Source organism: Actinoplanes sp. NPDC049316, from assembly GCF_040677315.1.
Lineage (GTDB): Bacteria > Actinomycetota > Actinomycetes > Mycobacteriales > Micromonosporaceae > Actinoplanes.
In genome coordinates, this window is record NZ_JBFAQM010000010.1 from 125,045 (window position 1) to 147,269 (window position 22,225).

The window sequence follows — 22,225 nt, forward strand, 5'->3', positions numbered from 1 at the left end:
TAGTAGTTATCGGCCGGTGCGGGTCGCGGTCTAGGCTGGGCGCATGCCCGCCCGCGCGCTCGACGCTCCCGTCGTCCACCTGGCCCGGCCGCACCGGCCCGTGCTGGTGGCCGGGACGCTCGCCGAGCTGACCGGTCCCACCCACGGTCCGGTCGAGCTCCCCCTGCGCCTGTGGTGGAATCCGCACCGCGCGTTCGACCTCGACGAGCCCACGATGCTGCTCTGGATGTATGAGAACGTCCTGCGCGAGGCCGTCCGGATCGACGAGCTGCGCGGCTACCTGCACGGCCCGACGCTGATACGGGTCTGGCCCGAGCTGAACCTGCCGCGCGGGGTGCGCGCGGCCTGGGAAGCCCGCCACCCGGCCCTGCGCCACGCCGCCCGCGCCGCCTGACCAGCGGACTGAAATCCGTTTCCGGCAGGCGAGGCCACGAGCCTATGCTGTTCGCTCCCCAGCGTCCGCACGTCGAGGAAGCGCCGATGCCGCACGTGACGCTCCACGCGCTCGAGGACGAGCTCGCCGGCCGGGAGCCGCGTCTGATCGAGGCCCTGACCGACGCGGTCGTGACCGTCTACGGCGAGTGGGCCCGGCCCTCCGTGGAGGTCAGGCTCATCGGAGTCCCCACCGGCCGCTGGGCTCGCGGCGGAGCGGCGGTCGCCACGGCCGCGCCCAGCGTCACGTTCGGCATGCGGGAGGAAGTGTTCGCCCGCGAGGACGCCGCCGCGGTTGTGGCGCGACTCGTCGCGGCGTTCACCGACGCTGTCACCGCCGTGTTCGGCGACGGGTGCCGCGACGAGGTCCTCGTCGAGCTGGTCGGTCAGCCCGTCTCGCGGTCGGGCCTCGGCGGGAAGGTCCTCGGCTAGGCCCTCCCGGTGTCGCCGGGACGACGTCGGGAGGGCCGGCAGCCGTGGATCTCAGGCCGGGGCGTACCGTCCGCGGCCGGTCTTGCGGAAGGCGCCGCGCTTCACGCCTTCCTTGAGCGCGTTGCGGAAGCGGGTCGGGCCCCAGTACTTGCAGCCCAGCGCCGCGCCGATGTGGTCGCGGGAGGCCTCGCCCTCCTCCTTGAGCAGGTTCTGGATGAGCGAGATCTCGCGGCGTGTCCACCATTCGTTCTCCTCGGCGTCCACGCTCGAGGTGGACGGGAACGGGGTATATCCCATGGCGGCCTCCTCTCGGATGATCAGGACGGTGCGTGACCGGTGCCGCGGCCCTGGCCGCGGCCGACGGTGTACGGGTCGGCCTCCTCGCCGGGCTCGTCGAGCTCGGCCGCCTGCGCCGACAGCGGCGGGGCGATGTCCTCCAGGTCCCGCTGCGCCGCCTCGACGCCCATCGTGGCCTGGACGATCCCGCCGACGATCATGACGAGCGCACCGACGACGTAGCCGATGAAGATCTGGTGCGGCTCGCCGCTCTGGATCAGCGCGCCGAACAGCAGCGGGCCGCCGAAGCCGCCGACGATCGTGCCGGTGGCGTAGAAGAACGCGATGGCCATCGCCCGCGTCTCCATCGGGAAGATCTCGCTGACCGTCAGGTACGCGGCGCTGGCGCCCGCCGAGGCGAAGAAGAAGATGATGCACCAGGCCACGGTCTGCGTCGTGGCGTTCAGCGTGCCGTTGCGGAACAGCACCCCGGTGATGATCAGCAGGATGCCCGAGAGGATGTACGTCCCGGCGATCATCGGTTTCCGGCCGACCGTGTCGAACAGCCGCCCGAGCAGCAGCGGGCCGAGGAAGTTGCCGATCGCGAACGGGATCAGGTACCAGCCCACCGAGGACGACGAGACGCCGTAGATCTCGGTCAGCACCATCGCGTACGTGAAGAAGATGGCGTTGTAGAGGAAGGCCTGCCCGGTGAAGAGCGAGAGCCCGACGAAGGTGCGCTTGGGGTACATGCGGAACACCACGCCGGCGATCTCGCCGATGCCCATCGGGGGACGCTGCTTGATCCGGATGGTGCGCCGGGGCGGGATCAGCTCCTGGCCGGTCTCGCGGACCACCTCGTGCTCGATCCGGCGGGTGACGCGTTCCGCCTCCTCCTCGTACCCGTGCAGGAAGAGCCAGCGTGGACTCTCCGGGACGTGCCGGCGGACCAGCAGGATCGCGAAGCCCATGATCGCGGCGAGGCCGAAGGCGAGCCGCCAGCCGATGTCGATGGGGAACCATTCGGGGCGCAGCAGCGCGACCGAGGCGAGCGAGCCGAAGATCGTGCCGATCCAGTACGAGCCGCCGATGATCAGGTCGACGGCGCCGCGCACGCGGGCGGGGATGAGCTCGTCGACCGCGGAGTGGATGGCCGAGTACTCGCCGCCGACGCCGGCGCCGGTGATCACCCGGCAGACCAGGAACCAGATGAAGTTCATCGAGAACGCGGTGAGGATGCTGCCGGCCAGGAACACCGCCAGCGTGATCATGAACAGTTTCTTGCGCCCGAGCCGGTCGGCGAGCCGCCCGAAGTAGAGCGCGCCGGCGCACGCGCCGACGATGTACGCCGACCCGGCCGAGCCGACCTGGGTCGCGCTCAGCTCGAGACCGCTGCCCGGTTCGGACAGCCGGCCGCCGATGGCGCCGACGATCGTCACGGCCAGCCCGTCGAGGATCCAGACCGTACCGAGCCCGATGATCACCATCCAGTGCCATCGGGACCAGGGCAGGCGGTCCATCCGCGCCGGGATGTCCGTCTCGATCGTGCGAAGTGTGGGGGTACTTGTCGTCACGCCCGCCTCCCTCCAGCTGTAACACGGTCGTCACAACCCGTAGGGAGCGCTTGCCCACCTCGAACTATCCAAAACTGTCGATCATTGTTGAGGGACAATCAATGCGGGCCGACCGCGACGACGCGCACGGCAGCGGCCCCCGCCTCGTCGCTCGCGGCCAGTTCGACCTCGGCCTCGATGCCCCAGTCGTGATCGCCCTCCGGGTCCTCGAAGACCTGGCGCACCTTCCACACCGCCGGGCCGGCGTCGATGTGCAGGAACGCCGGGCCGCGCGCGGACGGGCCGGTGCCGACTGTGGGGTACTCGTCGTAGTAGTCCTCCAGGGCTTGCATCCAGCGCTCGGTCGTCCAGCCGCTCTCGCCGTCCAGCTCCCCCAGCTCGTCGGCGCGCCGCAGCGCGAACAGCTCGACCCGGCGGAACATCGCGTTGCGGACCAGCACCCGGAACGCGCGCAGGTTGCGGGTGACCGCCGGCGGTTTGTCGTCCAGCGGCGACGGCTCGGCGACCTCCGCACCCGGGTTGCGCAGCCGCTCCCACTCGTCGAGCAGGCTCGAGTCGACCTGGCGGACCAGCTCACCGAGCCATTCGATGAGGTCGGTCAGCTCTTCGGTACGCGCGTCCTCCGGCACCGTCTGCCGCAGCGCCCGGTACGCGTCCGCGAGGTAGCGCAGCACCAGCCCCTCGGAGCGGGACAGGCCGTAGAAGGACACGTACTCGGTGAACGTCATCGCGCGCTCGTACATGTCGCGCACGACGGCCTTGGGCTTGAGCTCGTAGTCGGCCACCCACGGATGCCCGCGCCGGTACGTCTCGTACGCCGCGTCGAGCAGCTCGGCGAGCGGCTTCGGGTACGTGACCTCCTCCAGCAGCTCCATGCGCTGGTCGTACTCGATGCCCTCGGCCTTCATGGCGTTGACCGCCTCGCCCTTGGCCTTGAACTGCTGCGCCGAGAGCACCTGCCGCGGATCCTCGAGGGTGGCCTCGATGACCGACACGACGTCGAGCGGGTAGTCCGGCGACTCGCGGTCGAGCAGCTCGAGGCAGGCCAGCGCGAACGGCGACAGCGCCTGGTTGAGCGCGAAGTCGAGCTGCAGGTCGTCCACCAGCCGGTACGCGCCGTCCACCTTCTCGATGACCCCGCCGGCGAGCAGCGCCCGCGCGATGGCGATCGCCCGGCGGATGTGCCGGCGCTGCGCCGCGGGCTCCTCGTGGTTGTCGGTGAGCAGGTGCCGCATCGCCGCGAACGGGTCGCCACCGCGGGCGATGACGTTGAGCAGCATCGCGTGCGACACCTGGAACGACGAGGTCAGCGGCTCCGGCTCGGCCGCGACGAGCCGGTCGAAGGTCGGCTGCCCCCAGCCGATCGTGCCCTCCGGCGGCTTCTTGCGCACCACCTTGCGGCGCTTCTTCGGGTCGTCCCCGGCCTTGGCGAGCGCGCGCTCGTTGTCGATGACGTGCTCGGGGGCCTGCACGATGACCGTGCCGAGGGTGTCGTAACCGGCCCGGCCCGCGCGGCCCGCGATCTGATGGAACTCACGGGCCTTGAGCAGCCGCGTCTTCACGCCGTCGTACTTGCTCAGGCCGGTGAACAGCACCGTGCGGATGGGCACGTTGATGCCGACGCCGAGGGTGTCCGTCCCGCAGATGACCTTGAGCAGGCCGGCCTGCGCGAGCGTCTCCACCAGGCGGCGGTACTTGGGCAGCATGCCGGCGTGGTGCACGCCGATGCCGTGCCGGACCAGCCGCGACAACGTACGCCCGAAGCCCGCGGTGAACCGGAAGTTGCCCAGCGCGGCGGCGATCGCGTCCTTCTCGGCACGCGTGCACATGTTGATGCTCATCAGCGACTGGGCGCGTTCCAGGGCGGCCGCCTGGGTGAAGTGCACGATGTACACCGGCGCCTGGCGGGTGCTGAGCAGCTCCTCGATGGTCTCGTGCAGCGGCGTCATCGCGTACGAGAACATCAGCGGGACCGGCCGCTCGGCGTTGGCGACCACGGCGGTGGGCCGGCCGGTGCGCCGGGTCAGGTCGTCGACGAAGCGCGAGGTGTCGCCGAGCGTGGCCGACATCAGCAGGAACTGCGCCTGGGGCAGCTCGATGAGCGGCACCTGCCAGGCCCAGCCGCGGTCGGGCTCGGCGTAGAAGTGGAACTCGTCCATGACGACCTGGCCGACGTCGGCGTCGGCGCCCTCGCGCAGCGCCAGGTTGGCGAGGATCTCCGCGGTGCAGCAGATGATCGGCGCGTCCGCGTTGACGCTGGCGTCGCCGGTGAGCATGCCGACGTTGTGCGCGCCGAAGATCGCGCAGAGGGCGAAGAACTTCTCGGACACCAGCGCCTTGATCGGCGCGGTGTAGAAGGTGGTGCGCTTGTCGGCGAGGGCGGCGAAGTGCGCGCCGGTGGCCACCAGGCTCTTACCGGAGCCGGTCGGGGTGTTCAGGATGACGTTCGCCCCGGTGGCGATCTCGATGAGCGCCTCCTCCTGGTGGGGGTAGAGCGTCAGGCCCTGCTCGGCGACCCAGGTCTGGAAGGCTTCGAAGACGGCGTCGGGTTCGGCGGTGCCGGGCAGGCGTTCGGTCAGATTCATGATTCGTCCAGTCTATGGCCGCGCCCGCGCCGCGCAGCACCGTGGCCGGGCGCTGTGCGCGCCCGGCCACGGAAGGGACCTTGCTGTGGAGTTGTGCGGGTGACCTACGCGCCGAACGCCGCGTAGATCGGGCCGGCGACGCTGCCCGCGAGGCCGATGACGGCCGCGACGACGGCGATGGTGGAACCGATTCTCAGGCGCATCTGGGGAGCCTTCCGGGAGCTGAACTGGCCTCGCTGAGAAAGAGATTCGGCGCCGTGCGTTGCGGGCCGGGACCCGCCCGGTTGCGAAACGGTTGCCTCAGCGCGGCCACCCCGCCAGCCGCTCGCGCAGCCGGGCGACGTCGGCCGCGGTGAGGCCGTACACGGCGAAGCGGGCGTCGTCGAGGCGGTCCAGGTAGCGGCCGGCGTCGGCCACCTCGTCGTCGTCGAGGCTCTCGTCGAGCGCGTGGGCCAGCTCCAGCACCCGCTCGAGGGGATAGCGCTCCAGCGCGGCCGCCACGTCGATGTAGTCGCGCACCTCCCGCCGGTTCACCAGCGCCGCCACCTTGGAGGCGACCAGGTCGTCGAGGTGCATGACCGGGCCGACGTCCATGACGACCGGGGCGCGGCGGCGGTCGAGGCGGGTCAGCGTGAGCCGCAGCGCCCGGCGGCCGTCGGCGACGTGGTATTCGCGCAGGTCCTCGTCCATGCCGGCGAACATCTCGTCGGCCACCTCACGGAACACCTGGTAGCCGGCGCCGGTCAGCGCCCCGGTGACGTCGGCGGCGGCGGCCTCCACGGCTCCGGCGGTGTCGGTGAACAGGTCGATGTCCTCGGTGGGGCGGCGTACCAGCCCGTTGACCAGCCAGGCCACACCGCCGCCGAGCACGAACCCGTGCCGCTCCCCCACCTTGAGGGCGATCGTGGCGACGTCGCGGTAGAAGTCGTCGATGTGCGCAGTCACCGGCAGACCGTACCGGTCACCTCCGACAGAAATGCACCTTGAACGTCGTGCCCGCACCCGGGGTGCTGGTCACGTCGATGCGCCCGCCGTGGTCGGTGACGATGCGGTGCGCGATGGTCAGGCCCAGGCCGGTGCCGCCGGTGGCCCGCTGCCGGGCCGGGTCGGCGCGCCAGAACCGGTCGAACACCCGCGACAGGTCGGCCGGGGCGATGCCCACCCCGGTGTCCTGCACGGTCAGGACGGCCTCACCGGCCTCCTCGCGGACCCGCAGCAGCACGTGGCCGCCGGCGTCGGTGTAGCGGATCGCGTTGGACAGCAGGTTGCCCAGCACCTGGCGCAGCCGGTCCGGGTCACCCTCGATCCACACCGGCGCGGGCGCGTCCACGGTCATCGCCACCCCGGCCTCGGCCGCCACCGCCCGGTGCGCCGTCGCGCCGCCCGCGACCGCCTCCGCGAGGTCGAGCGGGCCCATCGTGTAGTCCAGGTCGCCGGCCTCGGCCAGCGCAAGGACCTGCAGGTCGTCGAGGATGCGGCGCTGCAGCAAGGTCTCCTCGTGCAGGGACGCGAACAGCTCCCGGCTCGGCTCGACCACCCCGTCGGACAGACCCTCCAGGTAGCCGCGCAGGTTCGACAGCGGCGTCCGCATCTCGTGAGCGACGTCGGCGATCAGCCGGCGCTGCCGCTCCTCGCTGCGCTGCACGGCCTCGGCCATGGCGTTGAACGACTCGGAGAGCCGGGCCAGCTCACTGCTGCCGTACGCGGGCACGCGCACGTCGAGCCGGCCGTCGGCGAGCAGCCGGGAGGCCTCGGTGAGCCGGCGCACCGGCAGGCTGACCCGGCGGGCGATGAGCGCCGTGCCGGCCAGCGCCACGACGATCAGGCCGGCGGCGCCCAGGAGGGCCGGGCGCCGGAAGTCTCCGACGCCGGTGTCGGGGCGTGCGCCGAGATACAGCTGCAGCGGCACGGCCGACGGGTCGCTGACGCCGTACGTGAAGGCGGTACGGACGCAGTCCGCGCTGTTCAGCCCTTTTTGGAAACAGCTCAGGTAGGCCTTTCTGATCCCCTGCAGCCAGGCATCGTCGCCCAGGACCTTGCGGGTCGCGTCCCGGACGCAGTCCGGGCGGGCGGCGCGCTGCGCGGAGGTCAGGTACGGCACGACGTCCGACCTCAGCGCCGCCGCGTCGCCGTCGATGCAGCGGACCGCGATGAGCGCCGCCCGGTACTGCGCCGCCTGCCGCAGCATCAGCATCGGCGGCGAGCCGAAGTGCTGGTCGACCGGCTCCGGGCCGAACAGATCGGGTGGCAGGCTCAGCGTGAAGAGGTTCTTCAGCAAGCCGCCGGGCGCCGCCGGGACCGGCCCGGTGGAGTCCTCGAAGGTCCGGGTGATCGCCGGGGCCAGCGGCGGCCGCGGGTCGACGCCCAGCGCGGTGCCCTGCACCGGCCCGGAGGTCCGCCCGTCGAGGTTGTCCGAGTCGACCAGGACCACGCCGTCCTCGGTGCGCAGCTGGATGTGCAGCCCGGTGTCGCGGGACAGGCCGGCGACCAGCCGGTCGAGGCCCGGCCAGCGCCCGCGCAGCAGGCCGAAGCGCTGCACCGCGTCGACGATCGCCGTCCGGTGCTCGACCGCGGCCCGCTGCGAGCGTTCGACCTCGCGGGAGGTGAGGCTGAGCGTCAGCCAGGCGGTGGCGCCGATCGCGCTCACCGCCACGACCATCACGAGCAGGAACACGCGCAGCCGGAAGCTGCGGAAGCTCACCGCTCGGCCATCCGGTAGCCGCGGCCGTAGACGGTCTGCACGTACCGGGGCTCGGCCGGGTTGGCCTCGATCTTGCGGCGCAGGTTCACCACGTGCGCGTCGACCGTGCGCTCGGACACGTCGTGCTCGAAGCCGAAGGTCTTGTCGATGATCTGGCCGCGGGTGAACACCCGGCCCGGCTCGCGGGCCAGCAGCTCGACGATGCCGAACTCCTTGGCGGTCAGGTTCACCGGCGTGCCACCCACGCGCACCTCGAAGCGGCCCGGGTCGACCTCCAGGTCGCCGACGTGCAGGACCGACGCCGGACCGTCGGCCGCGCCCGTACGCCGCAGCAGCGCACGCACCCGGGCGGTCAGCTCGCGCGGGCTCACCGGCTTGGCGAGGTAGTCGTCCGCGCCGATGTCCAGGCCCAGCAGCATGTCGTTCTCCGAGGACCGCGCGGTGACCAGCAGGATCGCGACGTTCGACTCGGCGCGCAGGATCCGGCACACGTCCAGCCCGTCGACCAGCGGCATCATCACGTCCAGCACGACCAGGTCCGGCCGCCGTGACCGGGCCAGCTCCAGCGCCGCCCGGCCGTCACCCACCGTCAGCACCTGGTGGCCCTCGCGCTCGAGGTACAGCCGGATGAGCTGGGCGTGCTTGGGGTCGTCGTCGGCCACGAGAATACGTGCGGTCACGCCTGGAGATTCTGGCCCAGCAGCGCAAACGCGGCCAAGGAATGTGCGGTTCCTGTGAAGATCCGAACCGGTTCCGGTGCCCGTACGGATCCACGAAGGTTCCTCACAAGTTCTGCACAACCGCGCTCCTACGGTTCGCCCCACGCGAACCCGCCGCAACGACAGGAGCGCCCCGATGTGTGGTCTCAGCGTCTTCGTGAGCAGCCGTCCGAACGCCGGCGTGCCCGACCCCGAGTCGGCCGCCGCGTTCGCCGACGCGCTGGAGACGATGCATCACCGCGGCCCGGACGACACCCGGGTCGAGTACCGCGACGGCCTCGCCTTCGGCTTCAAACGCCTCGCGATCATCGACCGCGCCGAGAGCGCCCAGCCCGCGCACTACCCCGTCGACGGGGGGCAGGCCGGACGCTGGACCGTGGTGTTCAACGGCGAGATCTACAACTACCGCGAGCTGCGCGCCGACCTGGTCCGCGAGCACGGAGCCACGTTCGCCACCCACGGAGACACGGAGGTACTGGCTGCCGCGTTCCACTACTGGGGCGTCTCGGCCCTGCCCCGGCTCCGCGGGATGTTCGCGTTCGTGGCGTACGACCACTGGACCGGCACGCTGCACGCCGCCCGCGACCCGTTCGGCGTCAAGCCGCTGTACCTGCTGGAGACCTCGGACGGGCTGTTCCTGGCGAGCGAGCGCAAGGCGCTGCTGCCGTTCAGCGGCGACTCCGCGGCGGCGCTGGACACCGACGCCCTCGCGCACTACATGACGCTGCAGTACGTGCCGGACCCGCTGACCCTGCACCGGCACGTGCGGCGGCTCCCGCCCGGGCACCGGCTCACCTGGACACCCGGCGGCGGGCTGCGCCAGGAGCGCTACTTCCGGCCCTCGCTGCGGCCCCTGAACGTGCGGCCGGACGCGGCGTACCACGCGATCCGCGACGCGCTGCGCGACAGCGTCCGCCGCCATCTGCACGCCGAGGTGCCGGTCGGCGCGTTCCTGTCCAGCGGTGTCGACTCCTCGGCGATCGTGGCGCTGGCCCGCGAGCAGCGGCCGGACCTGCACGCGTTCACGGCCGGTTTCGCCCACGAGGGCTACTCGGAGATCGAGGTCGCCCAGGACACCGCCGACCAGCTCGGCGTCCGGCTCACCCCGACCGTGGTCACCGAGGACGACGTCATCCGGGAGCTGCCGCGCATCGTCCAGCTGCTCGACGACCCGGTCGCCGACCCGTCGCTCATCCCCCTGTACTTCCTGGCGCAGACCGCGGCGCGGCACGTCACCGTGGTGCTGTCCGGCGAGGGCTCGGACGAGCTGTTCGGCGGGTACACGATCTACCGGGAGCCGATGTCGCTGGCCGGCATCGGCCGGCTGCCCGCCGGGATGAAGCGCGGCCTGCGCGGCCTGTCGCACGTCATCCCCGAGGGCGTGCGCGGGCGCAGCTTCCTCGAGCGCGGCACCACGCCGATCGAGGAGCGCTACTACGGCAACGCGCGGATCTTCTCCCCCGCCGAGAAGGCCGAGTTGCTGCGGTTCACGGCCGAACCCCACACGGCCGTCACCTCCCACCTGTACGCGGAGACCGCCGACGTCGACGACGTGGCCTCCATGCAGTACGTCGACCTGCACACCTGGCTGCCCGGCGACATCCTCACCAAGGCCGACCGGATGTCGATGGCCCACTCGCTGGAGCTGCGCGTGCCGTTCCTCGACCAGGCGGTGTACGCGGCCGCCGCCGGGCTGCCGACCGAGCTGAAGCTGCCGCACGGGTCCCGTACCACCAAGCACGCCCTGCGCGAGGCCATGCGCGGCATCGTCCCCGAATCGGTCCGGGAACGCCGCAAGCTGGGCTTCCCCACACCCACCCGGCTGTGGCTCAAGGGCACGATCGGCGACTGGGTCGACGCGATCCTCGCCGCCTCGCAGGCCGGGCACCTGGTGGACCTCGGGTACGCGCAACGGCTGCTCGCCGAGCACCGGGCGGGCGTGGCCGACCACTCGCGCAAGGTGTGGACGGTGGCGATGTTCTGCCTGTGGCACGCGATCACGGTCGAGAAGGCGATCGACCCGGCGCCGCCGCGGACGGCGTACCCGGTGGTCACCGCCGGATGAGCGGCCTCAGCGGCGGCGCGGCGCGGCCGAAGGGTCAGGGGTGAGACGACGGATCCGGATCGCCGTGGTCGCGCTGGCCCTGGCCGGCCTCGCGGCCTGCGGCGACCCGCCCGCTCCGGCCGCGGCTCCGGCCGGGCCGCGACCGGTGTCGGCACCCGTACGCGTCAAGCCGGCGCCCGCGATCTCCTACCCGGCGCGTGGCCACGGGCGCTGGTGGTCCGCCCCGGCCGCGGCACGGACGGCGGGACGGAGCGGGCACCTGCTGCGCTACCGCGTGCTGGTCGAACGCGACATCATGGGCCTCACGCCCACCTCGTTCGCCGACACGGTGACGGCCACGCTGGGCGACCCGCGCGGCTGGACCGCCGGGGGCACGCTGCGGCTGCGCCGGGTCGGGCCGGGGCAGGCGTACGACTTCACGGTGTACCTCGCGACGCCGCGTACCCGTGACGAGCTGTGCCGCAGCGGGCTGGACGCGTACACGTCGTGCCGCAACGGCGACAAGGTCGTGCTGAACGTCGCCCGATGGGTCAAGGGCGTCCCCGGCTATGGCGCCCCGCTGTCGGTGTACCGGCAGTACATGGTCAACCACGAGGTCGGGCACCGCCTCGGCCACGGGCACGAACGCTGCCCCGGCCGGGGGAAGGTGGCGCCGGTGATGCAGCAGCAGACGCTCGGGCTGCACGGCTGCACGCCGAACCCGTGGCCTTACCGGGCGGGCCGGCGCTACGGCGGCCCGGCAGGTGCCTACGCGGACCCCGTCCCCGCCCCGGACCGCGGCCGCTGAACCGGGTTGCGCGCGCGGCCGGCGTTCGCCATCATGACCGCCATGATCACTGACATGCGAAAGGGCGTGCGCGCCCCCGGTCGATGACCGCCCCGGCGCGGCGCAGGGTCGCCGCCGCCCTCCTGGATCACTGGCACCGGGCCGACACGGCCCGCCGCGAATGGCTCGCCACGGGACTGTCCACCGCCCCCGCCGACCGCGACGCCGCCGAACACCTCCTGACCCGCCTCTACCGCCGGCACGGTCGCGGCAGGCCATGCTTCGCCTGGGTCGACTCCCCGCACGCCGGCCTCCTCCTCGCCGAGGGCATCCCGAGCCACGAGGATCTGCAGCGACTGCTGCGGCATCCCGCCGGACGGCCCCCGCTGGCGATGGACATCGCCGCCGGGTGGTCGCGGCTCATGGCCCGGTTGGACGAGGCCGCCGTCCACCCCGACCTCGCAACGGGCAGGTACGTGCGCAGGGAGGGCAAACCCTGGCCCGACCTGCCGCCCGTGGAGGCGCTCGAGGCGGGCGTCCCGTTGCGGGCGGTGCTGCGGCAGGGCGTACGCGAGGCGCTGCGCACAGCCCTGACGCACAGCGTGACCCTGCCGGTCCGCGCCGCCCTCGGCCCGCCGGCGCGCCTGCCGATCTGCTGGTACGGCCAGCAGGACGCGCCCTGGATCGCCCACTACGACGTCCTGCGCCGCCTCGGCCTCGCCACGTACGCCAGCTTCGACGCGGCCCGCCTCGACGACTGGGCCGGCCTGGCCCGCAGCACGGGCTGGTGGTGGCCCGGCGAAACGGTCTGCGTCGTGGTGGAACGCCCGGCCCGCATCGGCCCGGTGTCCCTGCCGGAGCACACCCTGCCGGTCCCGTCCACCCCCGAGGTCGTCTACCGCGACGGCCTCAGGGCAGGAGCAGGTTGACGTCGCCGAACTCGTGCCACCGGTAGCCGCCCTCCAGCGCCGCCTCGTAGCAGCGCTGGAGCAGCGGCGTCCCGGCGATCGCGGCGAGCATGTCGAGGTGGGAGGCGCGCGGCTCGTGGAAGCCGGTGAGCAGCCCATCCACCGCGCGCACCCCGCGCTCCGGCGTGACGACCAGGTCGGTCCAGCCACTGTGCGGGCCGTTCCAGGCCGTCTCCAGGGCGCGGACCGCGGTGGTGCCCACCGCGATGACGCGGCCGCCGTCGGCCCGGGCCCGGGCGATCGTGCGCAGGGTGGTCGCCGGTACCGCGAACCGCTCCGGGTACGGCCGTTCGTGTGCCTCCGGCGAGGCCACCCCGGTGTGCAGGAGCACGGGTACGAGCAGCACGCCCGCGGTCACCAGCCGGGTCACGAGCTCGTGCGTGAACGGCCGGCCGGCGCTGGGCATCTCGGCGCTGCCCGGGTGCACCCCGAACACCGTCTGGTACGCGCTCAGCGGCCACCGCTGGGGCACGTACCGGTAGCGGATCGGCGCGCCGTGGGCGGACAGGTAGTCGGGGACCGAGGCGGCCGCGGCCGTGTCGACGTCGGCGACCCACAGCCGGCCCCGGGAGTACGCCTCCCGCAGCGTGACCGCCCCGCCGCCGGCCAGCGGATAGCGCTCGCCGGGGGCGCCGCCCCCGTACGGTCCGGCCGGCTCGCGCAGCTCGATCAGCCAGGTGCCGGCCGCGGTGGCCGTGGAGAAGTGCACGGTCAGCGGGCTCCCGGCCACCGGCACGGCCGCGGGCAGCGTCCCGGAGGTGTTCACCACCAGGACGTCGCCGGGGCGCAGCAGCGCCGGCAGGTCGGTGAACCGGTGGTGGCCGATCTCGCCGGTGCCGCGCCGCCCGCTCAGCAGGCGGACGTTGTCGCGGGGCTCCGGCGGCTGGTGCGCCTCCAGGCGGGCCGGCAGGTCGAAGTCCAGCAGGGACGCCGTCATCGGGCGGCTCCCGTGGCGGCCAGGTCGGCCAGCCGGACCCGGCCCGACGGCGGCGCCTCGGCGAGCAGCCGCAGGAACGCGGGCACCACCGACTCCGGCGGCGGCCGGTCGCCGATGTCCTCGCCCGGGAACGCCTCCTGGTGCATGCGGGTGCGCAGGTCACCCGGATCCACCGACCACACCCGCACGTCCGGCTCCTCCTCGGCCAGCACGCGGCCCACCTGCTCGGCGGCGGCCTTCGCGGAGCCGTACCCGCCCCAGCCCGGGTACGGCTCCGCCGCCGCGTCGGAGGTGACCGTGACGATCGCGCCGCGGCGGGCGCGCAGGGCCGGCAACGTCAGCTGGATCAGCGCGAGCGGTGCGACGGTGTTCACCTCGTACACCTCGCGCAGCGCGTCCAGCGGGTAGCCGGCGAGCGGCGGCTGCGGGCTCGGCCCGAGGATGCCGGCGTTGTTGACCAGCAGGTCCGGCCCGCCGAGCCGCTCGGCGGCCGCGACCAGCTCCCGCCGGTGCCCGGCATCGGTCACGTCACCGGGCACGGCGACGACCCGCGCGCCGCCGGACCTCAGGCGTTCGGTCGCGGCGGTGAGCTCGGTGGCGGTCCGGGCATCGGTGACCAGATCCCAGGCCGCAGCGGCGAGCCCTGCGGACAGCGCGTACCCGAGCCCCCGGGACGCGCCGGTGATGATGGCGACGACCATCGTGGATCTCCCTTCGACGCCACCGACGCTAGGGCGGCCGCGGCCGCCCGCCATCGGGCCGCGGACGCAGCCCGGCCCCGGACCTTGGACCTACGTCCCCGGCCCGATCCGCCTGAGCCCGCCCGCCGGTACGGTGCAGGGGTGTCCGGCTGCGACCGCGAGGAACTGCGTGAGGTGAGCGAGGCGGTGCTGGCCGTCACTGCACGCCTGTCGGTCCGTGACGTGCTGCAGACGATCGTCGCGGCGGCGCGGCGGCTGCTCGACGCCCGGTACGCGGCCCTCGGCGTGCCCGGGCCGGAGGACACGTTCGCGGAGTTCCTCACCGACGGGATCAGCGACGAGCAGTGGAAGGCGATCGGCCCGATGCCGCACCGGCACGGCCTGCTCGGCGCGATGCTGCTCGACCCCGAACCGGTCCGCCTCGCCGACGTGCGCTCGCACCCGAAGTTCGGCTGGTGGCCCGCGGCGCACCCGGAGCTCGCCGACTTCCTGGGCATGCCGATCGTGCAGGACGGCGCGATCCTCGGCACGCTGTTCCTGGCGAACAAGCAGGTCCCGGGCGGGTTCACCGCGGCCGACGAGGAGCTGCTGCGGCTGCTCGCCGCGCACGCCGCGATCGCGCTGACCAACGCCCGGCTGTACGAGCGCAACCGTGAGCTGTCGGTCGTGGCCGAACGCAACCGGATCGCCCGGGAGCTGCACGACGCGGTCGCGCAGAAGCTGTTCAGCCTGCGGCTGACCGCCGACGCCGCCGCGGCGCTGGTCACCCGCGACGCCGGTCGGGCCGCCGCGGAGCTGGTCACCGTACGCCGGCTCGCCGCCGAGGCCGCCGAGGAGCTGCGGGCGATCGTCGAAGGGCTGCGCCCGGCGGACCTGGCCGGGGACGGGGTCGGGGCCGCGCTGCGCAAGCACGTGGAGGTGCTGGACCGGGCGCACCGGCCCGCGGTGCGGTTCGCCGGGGAGCCGGTGCCGCGGCTGACGCCCGAGCGGGAGGAGGCGGTCTACCGCATCGGCCAGGAGGCGCTGCACAACGCGCTGCGCCACGCCGAGGCGGGCACGGTGACGGTCGCCGTGCTGGCCGGGGACCGGTCGGTGGTCCTGGAGGTCACCGACGACGGGCGCGGCTTCGACCCGGGCACGCCGTCGCGCCAGTACGGCCTCGCGTCGATGCGCGAGCGGGCCCGCGCGGCGGGTGGCCGGTTGCGGGTGCGCTCCACGCCCGGCGCCGGCACCACCGTACGGCTGGAGGTGCCCGCCGATGCCTGAGCCGATCCGCGTGCTGGTGGTCGACGACCACCCGGTCGTCCGGCAGGGGTTGCGCACCTTCCTGGACCTGCAGGACGACATGACCGTGGTCGGCGAGGCCGCCGACGGCGCCGAGGCGGTGACGGCGGCCGCCGAGCTGCGCCCGCACGTGGTGCTGCTCGACCTGCGGATGCCCGGCGCCGACGGCATCGCCGCGCTGCGGGGTTTGCGTGCGGCGGGCAGCGCGGCACGGGTGCTGGTGGTCACGAGCTACACCGAGCCGGCCGCGGTCCTGCCGGCCGTGCACGCCGGCGCCGCCGGGTACGTCTACAAGGACATCGACCCGCCCGCGCTGGCGTCGGCGATCCGGTCGGTGCACGCCGGTCATGTGCTGCTGCACCCGGACGTGGCACGGCTGCTCGCCGAGGGGCGCTCCACCCCGGGCGACCCGCAGCTGACGCCCCGCGAGCGGGAGGTGCTGACGGCCATCGCGCGCGGGCGCGCCAACCGGGAGATCGCCCGGCAGCTCGGCCTGGCGGAGAAGACCGTGAAGACCCACGTCAGCGCGATCCTCACCAAGCTGGGCCTGCAGGACCGCACCCAGGCCGCCCTCTACGCGGTGCGCGCCGGCCTGGTGGACGGCTGAGGCGTCACCGCCGCTTGCCGCGGTCGCGCGGCGGCATCGGATCGTCGTAGACCCCGGGGGCGCCGGCGTAGCGCTCGCCGTCGCGGTACGGCCACGGGTTCGGCGTGCACCCGTGCAACCCGAGCGTCTGCTGCTGCATCACCGGCGCCGGCTCCCCGTCGCCCGGGCAGCGCTCGTGGCCCTGGCCCAGCCGGTGCCCGACCTCGTGGTTGACCATGTACTGCCGGTACACCGACAGCGGAGCCCCGTAGCCGGGCACGCCCTTGACCCAGCGGGCCACGTTGAGCACGACCTTGTCGCCGTTGCGGCAGGAGGTGTAGCCGTCGGGGACGTCCTGGCACAGCTCGTCGCGGGTCCGCGGGGTGACCAGGTAGATCGTGAAGTCGCTCGGCTCGCGGCCGCCGACGCGGCGGAACGACCGCTCGCCCCCGGCCGACCACCCGCGCGGATCGGTGAGCGTCCGGCCAACGGTCCGGGCGAACCCGCTCGCGCTGATCCCGGCGATGTCGCGCTCCACCAGCACCCGGTACCGCAGCACCCGGCCCCGCGGCCGGAAACCCGACTCGGCCGGGGCCGCCGTGAAGGCGCCGCCGCCCGCCTCCGGGTACGTGATCGGCATGGGCGCCACCTTCGTGCTGGGGACCGGTGACGATTCTTCCGGTACGAACGCCGGACCGCTCGGAGTCGGCGAACCACAGCCGGCGAGAAGGGCGGCCCCGAGGACGATCAGGGGCGCGAGGCGGCGTACGGGCACGGGCTTCTCCTTCGCCGATCGTGGGCAGTGCGAAGGAGGAGACCCGTGAGCGCCCCGGAAAGTTGACGACGCCGGCCGTCAACCTTTCCCGGGGTCCGCCCGTCCTAGCCGGGCAGCCGGTGGCGGGCTCCGGTGCGCTCGGCGCCCACCCCGGCGGCGACCACGAAGCCGATTCCCGCGACCGGCACCCAGCCCGGCCGCTGACCCAGCACGAGGAACCCGATGATCAGCGCGAACGCCGGTTCCAGGCACATGAGCGTGCCGAACGCGGCCGCGGTGAGCCGGCGCAGGGCGAGGAACTCCAGCGCGAACGGCACCACCGGCAGCATGACGGCCAGCCCGAGCCCGGCGAGCAGAAGCTGCCAGGTGAGCACCGGGAACACCGACGGGCCGGCGACCAGCGTCGCGGTCAGGGCGGCGACCGGCATGGACACCCCGAGGCCGTGCAGCCCGGTCACCTCGTCGCCGACCCGCTGCGTGAGGACGATGTACGCCGCCCAGCACAGCGCCGCCGCCAGCGCGAAGGCCACGCCGGCCGGATCCGCGCCGCCGCGCCACGGCTGGGTCAGCAGCAGCACCCCGGCCGCCGCCAGCGCGGGCCACAGCGCGGTGCCGCGCCCGCCCCGGACCACCGCCACGCCCAGCGGGCCGAGGAACTCCAGGGCGCTGGCCGTACCCAGGGGCAGCCGGGCGATGGCGGCCATGAACAGCAGCGTGACACCCGCGGTGGCCACGCCGAGGGCTGCGCAGGCCAGCAGCGCGGGCCGGTCGAAACGCCACACCCGCGGCCGGACCAGCCCGAGCAGGATCAGCCCGGCCCAGGCCAGCCGCAGCCACGCCGTGCCCTCCGCGCCGAGCCGGTCGATGAAGCCGACGGAGACGGCCAGGCCCAGCTGCACGAGCAGCATCGACGCCACGGCCATCGCCGCGCCGGTACGGGCCTCGCCGCGCACCGGCGTCGTCCTCATTCCTGCGGGCGCGCGTGCAGCACGGTCAGCACCACGTCGTCCTCCGTCGCGCCGAGGAAGTGGTCGAGAAGGTGGTCGCAGACCTCCTCCGGCCCCGGGTGCGCCCGCTCGTGCAGCACCCGTACCAGCTGCGCGATGCCCTCGTCCAGGCCGGCGCCGCGCCGCTCGATGAGGCCGTCGGTGTAGAAGACCACCATCGCGCCGGGCGGCAGCTCCACAGTGTGCTCCGTGCGAGCCGGCCGCAGGTGGGTGCCCAGCAGCACCTCCCCGCGGGTCTGCAGCAGGCGTGCCGAGCCGTCCGGCAGCAGCAGGACCGGCGGCGGATGGCCCGCGTTCGACCAGCGCAGCGTGCGGACGCCCCGGGCCGCCTGCTCTTCGTCCTGCTCCACGGCGGCCAGCACGCAGGTCGCGAGCATGCCCACCCGGAACCCCGCCATGGCGTCGTCCAGGGCCGTCAGCAGCCCGGCCGGGCTGCCGCCCTTCGCGTACGAGATCCCGCGCAGCAGGTTGCGGACCTGGCTCATGGCCGCGGCCGCGTACCGGTCGTGCCCGGTGACGTCGCCCACGACGATGGTCAGCCGTCCGTCGGGCAGCACGAAGGAGTCGTACCAGTCGCCGCCGATCTGGGCGCCCTCGGCGGCCGGCTGGTAGCGCACCGCCACCCGCAGATGGTCGGGCTGCACCGGCGGCACGAGCAGGCTGCGCTGCAGCGCCTCGGCCATCTCCCGTTGCAGCGTCGCCGCGTGCCGCTCGGCCTGACGGGCCCGGATGCGGTTGAGGCCCTGCGACAACGCGGTGCCGATGAACCGGATGAAGCCCAGATAGGCCTCGTCCACGGCCAGGTGCGGGCTCAGTCCGGCGACCAGCATCGCGTTGCCCCGCAGCGGCGGTACCCCGGCCAGCCGGACCCACGCGCGCCGGCCGCCGGGATGGTCCTCGATCACCACGTCGCCGTCCGGCATCGCCGGCGCGGTCCCGGCCTCGCCCGGCAGCAGGACCTCCACGCTGGACAGATCCTGCGGCGCGGCGCGGAGCACCGGCAGCGCCCGGTCCAGCAGGCCCGGCACGTCGTCCAGGTCGGCCAGCCGGTCGTTGAGCACGCTCAGCAGCTCCAGCCGGCGGCGGCCCAGCACGAACGCGGTGGTCTCCGTGGCGATGTCGATCACGCCCTCGACCTCGCCGTGACGGCCGTGCACCGCCGAGTAGGAGAACGTGAAGTAGGTCTCCTCGAGGAAACCGCGGCGGCCCATCAGCAGCCGCATGTCCTCGACCCAGGTGGCGCCGGCGCCGTCCGCCACCGAGCGCAGCATCGGGCCGATCTCGTGCCAGATCTCGGCGAACACCTCGGCGCTCGGCGCGCCCAGCGCGGCCGGGTGCTTGTCGCCGATCATGTCCACGTACGCCTCGTTGTAGACGAGCACGAACTGCGGTCCCCAGAGCAGCGTCACGGGCGCCCGGCTGCGCAACGCCAGATCCAGCGCGGACCGCAGCGCCGGGCTCCAGCCGTGCACCGGTCCCAGCGGCGTCGCGGCCCAGTCGACGCGCTCGTACGCCTCCCGCAGCGTCCCGGCGGCGGCGAAGAGATCGGTCACCTGCTGAATCTAGCGGGCCACCCGCCGCAGCTTCACGGTGCTGTCCGTACGGTCCTCCCCCGCCCTCGGGTGCTCGGCGCACCGCAGCACCTCCCACTCCCCCGGCGCCGGCTCCAGCCCGGCCAGCAGCTCCGCCGGCGAGGGGAAACGGATCGGCGGGTGCTCACCGGGGCCGTGGTCCTGGTGGCTCTCGATGAGCAGGATCCCGCCCGGCGCGACGGCGTCCGCGGCCCGGCGCAGGATCCGCTCCCGCGGGAAGTCGCCGTACGAGTACAGGAACTGCGAGGACACCAGGTCGAAGGTGCCCACGGGGAAGGACGCGGTCAGGTCGTGCCGCTGGAAGTCGACGCTCACCCCGGCCTCGGCGGCGTACCCGGCGGCCCGGCGCAGCGCCACCCCGGAGACGTCCACGGCGGTGACCGTCCAGCCCTGCCGCGCCAGCCAGACGGCGTCCCCGCCCTCGCCGCACCCCACGTCCAGGGCGGTGCCGGGGGTCAGACCGGCCACCTCGCGCACCAGGGCGGTGTTGGGGTTGCCGCTGAACAGCCGGTCGGTGCCGGCGTACCGCTGATCCCACGTCGTCGCATCGCTCATGCGCCGAGCGTGGACGGCCGCCGGCCCACCGGCAACGTTCGTTGCCGGACCGGCAAACGAAGCCGTCAGCCCGCGCGGCGCCGGGCGCGGCGTGCGGCCAGCTCGTCGCCCGCGGCCGGTTCCGCCGGCACGCCCACCGGCTGCGGCTGCGTGGCGGGCTCGGCGGGCAGGTGCGACAGCGAGCCCTGGATCTCCTTGAACGCCCCGCCGATCGCGATGCCGAAGACGCCCTGGCCGCCCTGCAGCAGATCGACGACCTCCTCCGGCGACCGGCACTCGTACACCGTCGTGCCGTCGGAGATCAGCGTGATACCGGCGAGATCCTCGACCCCGCGCGAACGCAGCGTCTCGATCGCCTTGCGGATGTTCTGCAGCGACACCCCGGCGTCGAGCAGCCGCTTGACGACCTTGAGGACGACCAGGTCGCGGAACGAGTAGAGCCGCTGCGTGCCGGAGCCCGACGCGTCGCGGATGCTCGGCACGACCAGCGTGGTCCGGGCCCAGTAGTCGAGCTGGCGGTAACTGATGCCGACCGCCTGGCACGCGGTGACCCCGCGATACCCGACCTCGCCGTCCGCGCCGACGAGTGGGCCCTCCTGAGGATCTGAGCCGTGCACGCGACTACCTCCCCGCTGCGCGGTGCCGCTTCACCTGGACTTCACGAGCCTATAACTCAGCGTGCCCGGAAACAGGGAGGTAATGCTGCGACACGCCGCGTACGGAGGAGCCGGACATATGGTCACCGTCGATGCACCGGCGCCACAAAACGGCCCCCACCAGCGGCGGGAGCCGCACCGGCCGCAACCGGCGGTCAGCCGGCGAAATCCTCGGGGCGGACCTGGTCGAGGAACTCGCGGAACTTCTCGACCTCGTCCTCCTGCTCGTCCGGGATGACGATGCCGGCCTCGGTGAGAACCTGGTCGGCGCACCGGATCGGGGCGCCGACCCGCAGCGCCAGCGCGATCGAGTCGCTCGGCCGGGCCGAGACCCGCAGGTCGTCGCCGATCAGCAGGTCGGCGTAGAAGACGTTCTCCTTGAGCTCCGTGATCTCGACCGCCTTCAGCGGCGCCTCGAGCGCCGTGAGGATGTCCCGGAGCAGGTCATGGGTCAGCGGCCGGGCGGGCTTCACGCCCTGCTGCTCGTACGCGATGGCGGTAGCCTCCACCGCGCCGATCCAGATCGGCAGATACCGATCGCCGTCGACCTCCCTGAGCAGGACGATCGGCTGGTTGCTCGGCAGCTCCACCCGAACTCCGACCACGCTCAGCTCGCGCACCGCCCGCCTCCGTGTCGCACGTCGTCGCCGCCCCGTCGATCACCGTCGAAACGGCGACCTCAGGCTGATTCCCGCCCTATCCTGCACGGTACACGGACGTCGTGGGACGAGCGCCACACGAGGTCCGTGTCCGATCCCACTCGGCATACCCGCCGCGGCGCGGCCGAACCCCGCCGCGCCGCTGGTCACCGGTCAGCAGTCCCCGTGCCTTCGCGGCGCCGCGCCGGGAAGGTGTTCAGCGCTGGGCGTAAACCCGGAGGGCCTCAGCGGCCCAAGGTGTCGCGCAACCCCGCCCGGACCAGCGCCGCGTGCAGCCGCTGCGACAGCGCCTGCAGCTCGCGCGCCGTCTCGGCCGCGCGGGCCCGGGCCGCCGGGTCCTGCTGGCGCACCAGCGGCGCCAGCAGCTGCGTGAAGAGACCCACCTCGCGGTCGGCGCCGGCGCGGAACGCCCGCAGATGCCGCGCCTCCAGGCCGTGGCGGGTCAGCCCGACGACCGCCTCGACGATCACCACCGCGTCGCCGTCGTACCAGCCCGGCGGGCGCGAGACGACCAGGCCGATCCGCTCCAGCTCGGTGAGCAGCTGCTCGCCGATGCCGGTGCGCTCGACGAGGTCCGCCCGCGACACCCGGGTGTCCGCGGCCTCCGCCGCGGCTTCCGCCTCCGAGCCGACGGCCACCAGGGTGGGCCGCTGCCGGCTCAGCGGGTCGTCCCCGCGCTCCACCGCCTCCAGCTGCTCCCGGATCACCCGCAGTGGAAGGTACTGGTCGCGCTGCGCGGTCAGCACGAAGCGCAGCCGCGCCACGTCGTTCCACGAGTACTTGCGGTAGCCGGAGGCGGTGCGCTGGGGGTCGACCAGCCCTTCCGCCTCCAGGAACCGGAGCTTCGAGATCGTCGTGTCGGGGAACTCCGTCCGCAGCTGGGCCAGCACCTCCCCGATGCTCATCAGCGCAGCGTCACGGCCCGGGCGTGCGCCCGGGTCCTGCGCGGCCGCCC

At 73.5% G+C, this 22,225-nt stretch carries 22 protein-coding genes; 7 read left to right on the forward strand and 15 right to left on the reverse strand.

What is annotated here, in order from left to right; all coding sequences use genetic code 11:
* The first annotated feature begins 43 nt into the window (after nt 1-43).
* Together AB0K03_RS17975 and AB0K03_RS17980 are read left to right on the forward strand one after the other, a co-directional pair.
* Complete coding sequence (locus tag AB0K03_RS17975; RefSeq protein WP_364685834.1) at nt 44-394, forward strand: hypothetical protein; 351 nt, start codon at nt 44-46, stop codon at nt 392-394.
* 86 nt (nt 395-480) lie between these two features.
* A complete protein-coding gene (locus AB0K03_RS17980; RefSeq protein ID WP_364685837.1) occupies nt 481-864 on the forward strand; it encodes a hypothetical protein in 384 nt (127 codons plus the stop codon).
* A 51-nt stretch (nt 865-915) separates the two neighbouring features.
* Here the strand turns inward: AB0K03_RS17980 and AB0K03_RS17985 are convergent, their stop codons facing one another.
* The 6 genes from AB0K03_RS17985 to AB0K03_RS18010 form a co-directional block, all read right to left on the reverse strand.
* Complete coding sequence (locus tag AB0K03_RS17985; protein ID WP_364685840.1) at nt 916-1,161, reverse strand: hypothetical protein; 246 nt, start codon at nt 1,159-1,161, stop codon at nt 916-918.
* A gap of 20 nt (nt 1,162-1,181) precedes the next feature.
* Nucleotides 1,182-2,714 carry an MFS transporter gene (locus AB0K03_RS17990; protein WP_364685843.1) on the reverse strand — a complete coding sequence of 511 codons (1,533 nt, stop codon included), beginning with the start codon at nt 2,712-2,714 and terminating at the stop codon, nt 1,182-1,184.
* 98 nt (nt 2,715-2,812) lie between these two features.
* Nucleotides 2,813-5,299: a DUF3516 domain-containing protein gene (locus AB0K03_RS17995; RefSeq protein WP_364685846.1), complete on the reverse strand. Its 2,487-nt coding sequence runs from the start codon at nt 5,297-5,299 to the stop codon at nt 2,813-2,815.
* Between the two features lie 300 nt (nt 5,300-5,599).
* Nucleotides 5,600-6,244 (reverse strand): nucleotidyl transferase AbiEii/AbiGii toxin family protein, encoded by a 645-nt coding sequence (locus AB0K03_RS18000; RefSeq protein ID WP_364685849.1) that lies wholly within the window; start codon nt 6,242-6,244, stop codon nt 5,600-5,602.
* Between the two features lie 16 nt (nt 6,245-6,260).
* The gene (locus tag AB0K03_RS18005) at nt 6,261-8,000 is read right to left on the reverse strand and encodes an ATP-binding protein (RefSeq protein ID WP_364685852.1); all 1,740 of its coding nucleotides are present in this window, start codon (nt 7,998-8,000) and stop codon (nt 6,261-6,263) included.
* Nucleotides 7,997-8,680, reverse strand: coding sequence for a response regulator transcription factor (locus AB0K03_RS18010; protein WP_364685855.1), 684 nt, complete (start codon nt 8,678-8,680; stop codon nt 7,997-7,999). Before AB0K03_RS18010 ends, AB0K03_RS18005 begins: the two co-directional genes overlap by 4 nt.
* Before the next feature lie 175 nt (nt 8,681-8,855).
* Between AB0K03_RS18010 and asnB the strand changes: the two genes are divergently transcribed.
* The 3 genes from asnB to AB0K03_RS18025 all read left to right on the forward strand — a co-directional run bounded on the left by asnB (nt 8,856) and on the right by AB0K03_RS18025 (nt 12,479).
* The gene (gene asnB, locus AB0K03_RS18015; protein ID WP_364685858.1) at nt 8,856-10,784 is read left to right on the forward strand and encodes an asparagine synthase (glutamine-hydrolyzing); all 1,929 of its coding nucleotides are present in this window, start codon (nt 8,856-8,858) and stop codon (nt 10,782-10,784) included.
* A 40-nt stretch (nt 10,785-10,824) separates the two neighbouring features.
* The gene (locus tag AB0K03_RS18020; protein WP_364685861.1) at nt 10,825-11,571 is read left to right on the forward strand and encodes a DUF3152 domain-containing protein; all 747 of its coding nucleotides are present in this window, start codon (nt 10,825-10,827) and stop codon (nt 11,569-11,571) included.
* Nucleotides 11,572-11,654: 83 nt separating this feature from the next.
* On the forward strand, nt 11,655-12,479 hold the full coding sequence (locus AB0K03_RS18025; RefSeq protein ID WP_364685864.1) for a DUF6745 domain-containing protein: 825 nt from the start codon (nt 11,655-11,657) through the stop codon (nt 12,477-12,479).
* Here the strand turns inward: AB0K03_RS18025 and AB0K03_RS18030 are convergent.
* Together AB0K03_RS18030 and AB0K03_RS18035 are read right to left on the reverse strand one after the other, a co-directional pair.
* The gene (locus tag AB0K03_RS18030; RefSeq protein ID WP_364685867.1) at nt 12,460-13,455 is read right to left on the reverse strand and encodes an S-adenosylmethionine:tRNA ribosyltransferase-isomerase; all 996 of its coding nucleotides are present in this window, start codon (nt 13,453-13,455) and stop codon (nt 12,460-12,462) included. The two genes, AB0K03_RS18025 and AB0K03_RS18030, sit on opposite strands and share 20 nt — an antisense overlap.
* Nucleotides 13,452-14,156, reverse strand: coding sequence for an SDR family NAD(P)-dependent oxidoreductase (locus AB0K03_RS18035; RefSeq protein ID WP_364685870.1), 705 nt, complete (start codon nt 14,154-14,156; stop codon nt 13,452-13,454). Before AB0K03_RS18035 ends, AB0K03_RS18030 begins: the two co-directional genes overlap by 4 nt.
* Nucleotides 14,157-14,297: 141 nt before the next feature.
* Here AB0K03_RS18035 and AB0K03_RS18040 point away from each other — a divergent pair, with 141 nt between their 5' ends.
* Together AB0K03_RS18040 and AB0K03_RS18045 are read left to right on the forward strand one after the other, a co-directional pair.
* Nucleotides 14,298-15,422 (forward strand): GAF domain-containing sensor histidine kinase, encoded by a 1,125-nt coding sequence (locus AB0K03_RS18040; RefSeq protein ID WP_364685873.1) that lies wholly within the window; start codon nt 14,298-14,300, stop codon nt 15,420-15,422.
* Nucleotides 15,415-16,047 carry a response regulator transcription factor gene (locus AB0K03_RS18045; RefSeq protein ID WP_364685876.1) on the forward strand — a complete coding sequence of 211 codons (633 nt, stop codon included), beginning with the start codon at nt 15,415-15,417 and terminating at the stop codon, nt 16,045-16,047. The genes AB0K03_RS18040 and AB0K03_RS18045 overlap by 8 nt, the downstream gene beginning before the upstream one ends.
* Nucleotides 16,048-16,051: 4 nt before the next feature.
* Here the strand turns inward: AB0K03_RS18045 and AB0K03_RS18050 are convergent, their stop codons facing one another.
* From AB0K03_RS18050 to AB0K03_RS18080, 7 genes are all read right to left on the reverse strand, one after another.
* Nucleotides 16,052-16,666, reverse strand: a complete 615-nt coding sequence (locus AB0K03_RS18050) for a DUF3152 domain-containing protein (protein WP_364685879.1) — start codon at nt 16,664-16,666, stop codon at nt 16,052-16,054.
* Nucleotides 16,667-16,905: 239 nt separating this feature from the next.
* On the reverse strand, nt 16,906-17,754 hold the full coding sequence (locus tag AB0K03_RS18055) for an EamA family transporter (RefSeq protein ID WP_364685882.1): 849 nt from the start codon (nt 17,752-17,754) through the stop codon (nt 16,906-16,908).
* A gap of 11 nt (nt 17,755-17,765) precedes the next feature.
* Nucleotides 17,766-19,361: a SpoIIE family protein phosphatase gene (locus tag AB0K03_RS18060; RefSeq protein ID WP_364685885.1), complete on the reverse strand. Its 1,596-nt coding sequence runs from the start codon at nt 19,359-19,361 to the stop codon at nt 17,766-17,768.
* A 9-nt stretch (nt 19,362-19,370) separates the two neighbouring features.
* The gene (locus tag AB0K03_RS18065; RefSeq protein ID WP_364685888.1) at nt 19,371-19,955 is read right to left on the reverse strand and encodes a class I SAM-dependent methyltransferase; all 585 of its coding nucleotides are present in this window, start codon (nt 19,953-19,955) and stop codon (nt 19,371-19,373) included.
* A gap of 65 nt (nt 19,956-20,020) precedes the next feature.
* Entirely contained in the window at nt 20,021-20,572 is a 552-nt protein-coding gene (locus AB0K03_RS18070; RefSeq protein WP_364685891.1) for a MerR family transcriptional regulator, read from the reverse strand.
* 194 nt (nt 20,573-20,766) lie between these two features.
* Entirely contained in the window at nt 20,767-21,231 is a 465-nt protein-coding gene (locus tag AB0K03_RS18075) for a bifunctional nuclease family protein (RefSeq protein WP_249606951.1), read from the reverse strand.
* Nucleotides 21,232-21,494: 263 nt separating this feature from the next.
* Entirely contained in the window at nt 21,495-22,175 is a 681-nt protein-coding gene (locus tag AB0K03_RS18080) for a MerR family transcriptional regulator (protein WP_364685895.1), read from the reverse strand.
* Between the last annotated feature and the right edge of the window lie 50 nt (nt 22,176-22,225).

Bases quoted from the DNA above. Each gene is read 5' to 3' on its own strand.
- AB0K03_RS17975 (WP_364685834.1), top strand. From the start codon at position 44: ATGCCCGCCCGCGCGCTCGACGCTCCCGTCGTCCACCTGGCCCGGCCG.
- AB0K03_RS17980 (WP_364685837.1), top strand. From the start codon at position 481: ATGCCGCACGTGACGCTCCACGCGCTCGAGGACGAGCTCGCCGGCCGG.
- AB0K03_RS17985 (WP_364685840.1), bottom strand. From the start codon at position 1,161: ATGGGATATACCCCGTTCCCGTCCACCTCGAGCGTGGACGCCGAGGAG.
- AB0K03_RS17995 (WP_364685846.1), bottom strand. From the start codon at position 5,299: ATGAATCTGACCGAACGCCTGCCCGGCACCGCCGAACCCGACGCCGTC.
- asnB (WP_364685858.1), top strand. From the start codon at position 8,856: ATGTGTGGTCTCAGCGTCTTCGTGAGCAGCCGTCCGAACGCCGGCGTG.
- AB0K03_RS18025 (WP_364685864.1), top strand. From the start codon at position 11,655: ATGACCGCCCCGGCGCGGCGCAGGGTCGCCGCCGCCCTCCTGGATCAC.
- AB0K03_RS18030 (WP_364685867.1), bottom strand. From the start codon at position 13,455: ATGACGGCGTCCCTGCTGGACTTCGACCTGCCGGCCCGCCTGGAGGCG.
- AB0K03_RS18035 (WP_364685870.1), bottom strand. From the start codon at position 14,156: ATGGTCGTCGCCATCATCACCGGCGCGTCCCGGGGGCTCGGGTACGCG.
- AB0K03_RS18045 (WP_364685876.1), top strand. From the start codon at position 15,415: ATGCCTGAGCCGATCCGCGTGCTGGTGGTCGACGACCACCCGGTCGTC.
- AB0K03_RS18050 (WP_364685879.1), bottom strand. From the start codon at position 16,666: ATGCCGATCACGTACCCGGAGGCGGGCGGCGGCGCCTTCACGGCGGCC.
- AB0K03_RS18065 (WP_364685888.1), bottom strand. From the start codon at position 19,955: ATGAGCGATGCGACGACGTGGGATCAGCGGTACGCCGGCACCGACCGG.
- AB0K03_RS18080 (WP_364685895.1), bottom strand. From the start codon at position 22,175: ATGAGCATCGGGGAGGTGCTGGCCCAGCTGCGGACGGAGTTCCCCGAC.